This is a genomic window from Undibacterium sp. TC4M20W (assembly GCF_049340245.1).
Classification (GTDB): Bacteria; Pseudomonadota; Gammaproteobacteria; order Burkholderiales; family Burkholderiaceae_D; genus Undibacterium.
On the sequence record NZ_JBMPPI010000061.1, the window covers coordinates 1 to 3,550 of the forward strand.

Consider the following 3,550-nt stretch of genomic DNA (forward strand, 5'->3'; position numbering starts at 1 on the left):
CAGGTTTCAAACCTAAGGTACGATCCGGCATCCAGTCACTCGATCTTGATATGCCTACCAAGAACTTGTTGGTAGCTATATTAACGAATAACTACCGAAGGCGTCATAATACAAGGTACGATTAGCGTCAGCGTAATCGTACAAAACCGTGTCCCCAAAAAAAAGCAAAAGACCTCAAACATATCGTAAGATACTCGGCAGTCAAGCTCAACATGAACATGTTTTATTGTTGACTAAAAACCGTAAAGTAGCCATGGTGCAGAAGAGAGTTTGAACAGGCAGCATGCGTGCGATTACGCTTCGCACATAGTCCTTACGTCTCTAGAAAAAATAGGAGCAATAAAATGGCGAGCCCAAATCTTGACGAGGAAACTTGGAAGAAAATGAGCAAGAGAGAGAAAAAAGTATATGTTTTTGGAATTGCCATAATAGTACTGCTTTTAGTCGGAGCATCTGTCTGTAGTAGATTGGGCTTGATTTAATGGCGCAATCGTACGCGTGTCATATGCAATGGGTCACACAGCCATTACCCAGTTTTCTGTGAAACAAGCGACCTGAGCTAATCCTTGCTCAAGCGAGATCTTCAGGGCGATTATCTGAGCAGACCTCAAGAAAAATTAAAAGGTGAGGTCCAATATTCATACATTTATTTCCAAATGTGTGGGTGATCTGACAGTTGCGAATCGCCCCAGCTGTAATGTAATCGTATCTATTTTTTGAAAGAGACTTAGCGTGAAAATATTAAAGTGGTTAGGAATCGTCGTTGTCGGCCTTGTAGTCATTATTGTGGTTGTTGCAATGCAAGGGGCTGGTGATCAACGCCGTATGCAATCTGCTCTGCAATTGACCGGGGGTTACGTCGGCATGACAGAAGGGCAGCTCTATGAACTTGGGACTAGCATTTCAAAGAATGGCGTAGGCACGATAGGAGAAGCGCGTGAAGTGATTTTTTGGCTGGTATGCAGCGGCCGGTTTTCATCCGCCACAATTGAACCATCTGCCAAAGCTGCGTTAGGTTTGGTATCCGTACAAGGGTTGAGTGAAAAAGAGGCGGTTACCACCTTGATTAAAATGGTCGATCCATCGGCACGCGCGCCACTCGACGGTTGCCCGAAATAAGGCGAAATTGGCGTGAGATTGGAGTCGTGTCTAATACTCGCGCGTTGCTGGCTTGCGGGTAATTATGCGATTGCTTATTGCCCCTATGTGCTGATTACAATATTTTCAGAAGAAATGATATCAAAGCGATTGATAAGTTTAATGTTGACATCACAAAACAGGGCTCGAGCCGATGACCAAAATTGCTAAGCTTATCGTTGATTTTTTGGCGCTTTCCGACCAGACCCGCCCCGGCTATCGTGAAAGCCTGGGGCGTGGATTACCTAGGCTAGAAGCAGAACATAGACTAAAAAGCATTTTCGAATCACCAGCCGATATACCCGAACTAGTTTTGGAGCTATATTGCCAAGTCGATGGTACTTTGAGAGATGTAGCTGACCAAAAAGTCATGGATTTTATTCCCGGCTATCGCCTGATCCATATAGATGAACTTGAAGAAGAGTTTCAGAAATTCATGGCAATTCTTAGACCATCTCGGCATCATAATTTTCCGTTCCTCGCGAATTATTCTAGTGACTTTGTTTGCATTGAAAGTGAGCCAGAAAATAGAGAAAATAAAATTGGTAGCTTTCTACATGACGACCCTCAATCTGAGTTGATGCATTCAAGCGCAGAAGATTTTTTGACGACTGTCATTGCTTTTTACAGGGAGAATGTATATTTTCTGGATGCTGACGGATTTCTTGATTATGACTTCGATAAACAAGCACTTTTGGGTAATCGATTAAATAACGGGATTTTATATTGGCAATAAATTTACTAGATTGCTGATACCCAATCGAAGCCCACGTAGGTAAGATTAGCGCAGCGTAATCGTACGTAACCGTGTCCCCAAAAAAAGAAAAGACCTCAAGCACATCGCATGAGCATTGTTATTCTATCTTCATATGCATATAGTTTTTGTTGACTAAGAGCTGCAATAGAGCCACGCTACAGAAGCAAGCTGAAGTTTGCAACATGCGTACGATTACGCTACGCTAATCGTACATCTCTGCAACTTCCCATAATTAATATAAGCTAATTGAAAGATGCAACAGTAATCCCGTGGAGAATAATAAGAAAAGGAGCTTAATTTGGAAATGAATCTGGATCAAATGCTGATTTGGATAAATCGCGTGGAAGAACAAGAATTGGATTCAATACAGCATATATTTGACATTGACGAAGGCTTACGAAGTCGAGGTGCATACAATAGAGCGGCCGATAATCCAAGCCACCAGATTGAGGGGCTGATTATGCTTTCACAAGCCCGATGGGTATTGCAGAACGACTTGGAAATGGCCAATAAATTACTCGGCAAGATTACTGGCTTAGCAGCATTAAGCAGTAGAGCAATTCAAGAAATTGACCATGCCAGATCGAACAATTATGCTTGGGATTACATTCTTTTATCCTATTCTACTTTCGTACCCATACTAGTTGGCTTATTGCTAGCAGGAGCAGAGAAAGAATTTTTCGGATTAAGTGAAAAGATCGTTTCGTGTTCAAGCTTTGATCATGAAAGCAGAGGACATATTGTGGGCGAATTTGCATTTCAAATTTCGAATCTTGCCGTCGGTAAGTATGGCTTGGATTCTTTGAGTGCAATTGAGAGTACAAAGGGATTTAAAAAATCACATTTTATCTATGGCTACCATGAGTTGCTTTACCATATTGCGCACAATGACCCGGAGGCATTTGAGCGTGTGAGGGGTGAGCTGGAGTCCGCATTTCCAAAGCGTGTACGCAGCAGAATTGCCCTTGGTCAATTGGAGACTTGGGGGTATGGCAAAGTAGCGCAGTCAGCCACGTTTGATGCATTAGGCACGGCCTTGTGCCGATTGGCTTTGTGGCGTGGAATGGCAATTGATGTTAATACAAAGCTTTATCCTAAAGAATTTTACGCAGCTTAGTTGCTGCTTGCGTAGATATTACTAGCCAGCGTAGGTACGATTAGCGCAGCGTAATGGTACGAATGAACTACCAAAAATAGCTAAAGACACCAAGAAAATCCCATGATCGCAGCCTATATGAGGTACCCTGATTTTTTCGGACACTCTTGTTTGTTAAAATAAACGATCAGGAGAAATAATGAAACAGAAAAAGACATACACACCGGAATTGCGAGAAGAAGCAGTAAAGCTTGTTTTGGCGCAAGGGATGACACTGGGAGAAGCGGCATCGCGGATAGGCATTCCGAAAGGGACTTTAGTTGGTTGGGTGAATGCAGCCAAGGGTGGTGAAACAGCCACTGCTGCACCTGGAAGCCGTACAGTTCCAGAGCTGGAGGCGGAAGTTGCCAAACTACGCAAGGAACTGGCAGAGACGCGTATGGAGCGAGATATCGTAAAAAAGGCGGCAGCGTATTTTGCGCAGGAGTCGTTGCCAAATACGCGTTCATGAAGACCATGCGACTTGCCTACCCAATAACGACCTTGTGCCGTACCTTTGG

The 3,550-nt window shown here is 43.4% G+C and carries 4 protein-coding genes; all 4 read left to right on the plus strand.

Annotated elements, in window-relative coordinates; all coding sequences use genetic code 11:
* The first annotated feature begins 732 nt into the window (after positions 1–732).
* Positions 733–1,119 carry a phage tail length tape measure family protein gene (locus ACO0LL_RS30260; protein ID WP_422954526.1) on the plus strand — a complete coding sequence of 129 codons (387 nt, stop codon included), beginning with the start codon at positions 733–735 and terminating at the stop codon, positions 1,117–1,119.
* 172 nt (positions 1,120–1,291) lie between these two features.
* The gene (locus tag ACO0LL_RS30265; protein WP_422954527.1) at positions 1,292–1,873 is read left to right on the plus strand and encodes a hypothetical protein; all 582 of its coding nucleotides are present in this window, start codon (positions 1,292–1,294) and stop codon (positions 1,871–1,873) included.
* 319 nt (positions 1,874–2,192) lie between these two features.
* The gene (locus tag ACO0LL_RS30270; protein ID WP_422954528.1) at positions 2,193–3,011 is read left to right on the plus strand and encodes a hypothetical protein; all 819 of its coding nucleotides are present in this window, start codon (positions 2,193–2,195) and stop codon (positions 3,009–3,011) included.
* Between the two features lie 178 nt (positions 3,012–3,189).
* Entirely contained in the window at positions 3,190–3,501 is a 312-nt protein-coding gene (locus ACO0LL_RS30275) for a transposase (RefSeq protein WP_422954529.1), read from the plus strand.
* Positions 3,502–3,550 lie beyond the last annotated feature (49 nt).

Coding starts and splice junctions, on each gene's coding strand:
- ACO0LL_RS30265 (WP_422954527.1), top strand. CDS start 1,292: ATGACCAAAATTGCTAAGCTTATCGTTGATTTTTTGGCGCTTTCCGAC.
- ACO0LL_RS30275 (WP_422954529.1), top strand. CDS start 3,190: ATGAAACAGAAAAAGACATACACACCGGAATTGCGAGAAGAAGCAGTA.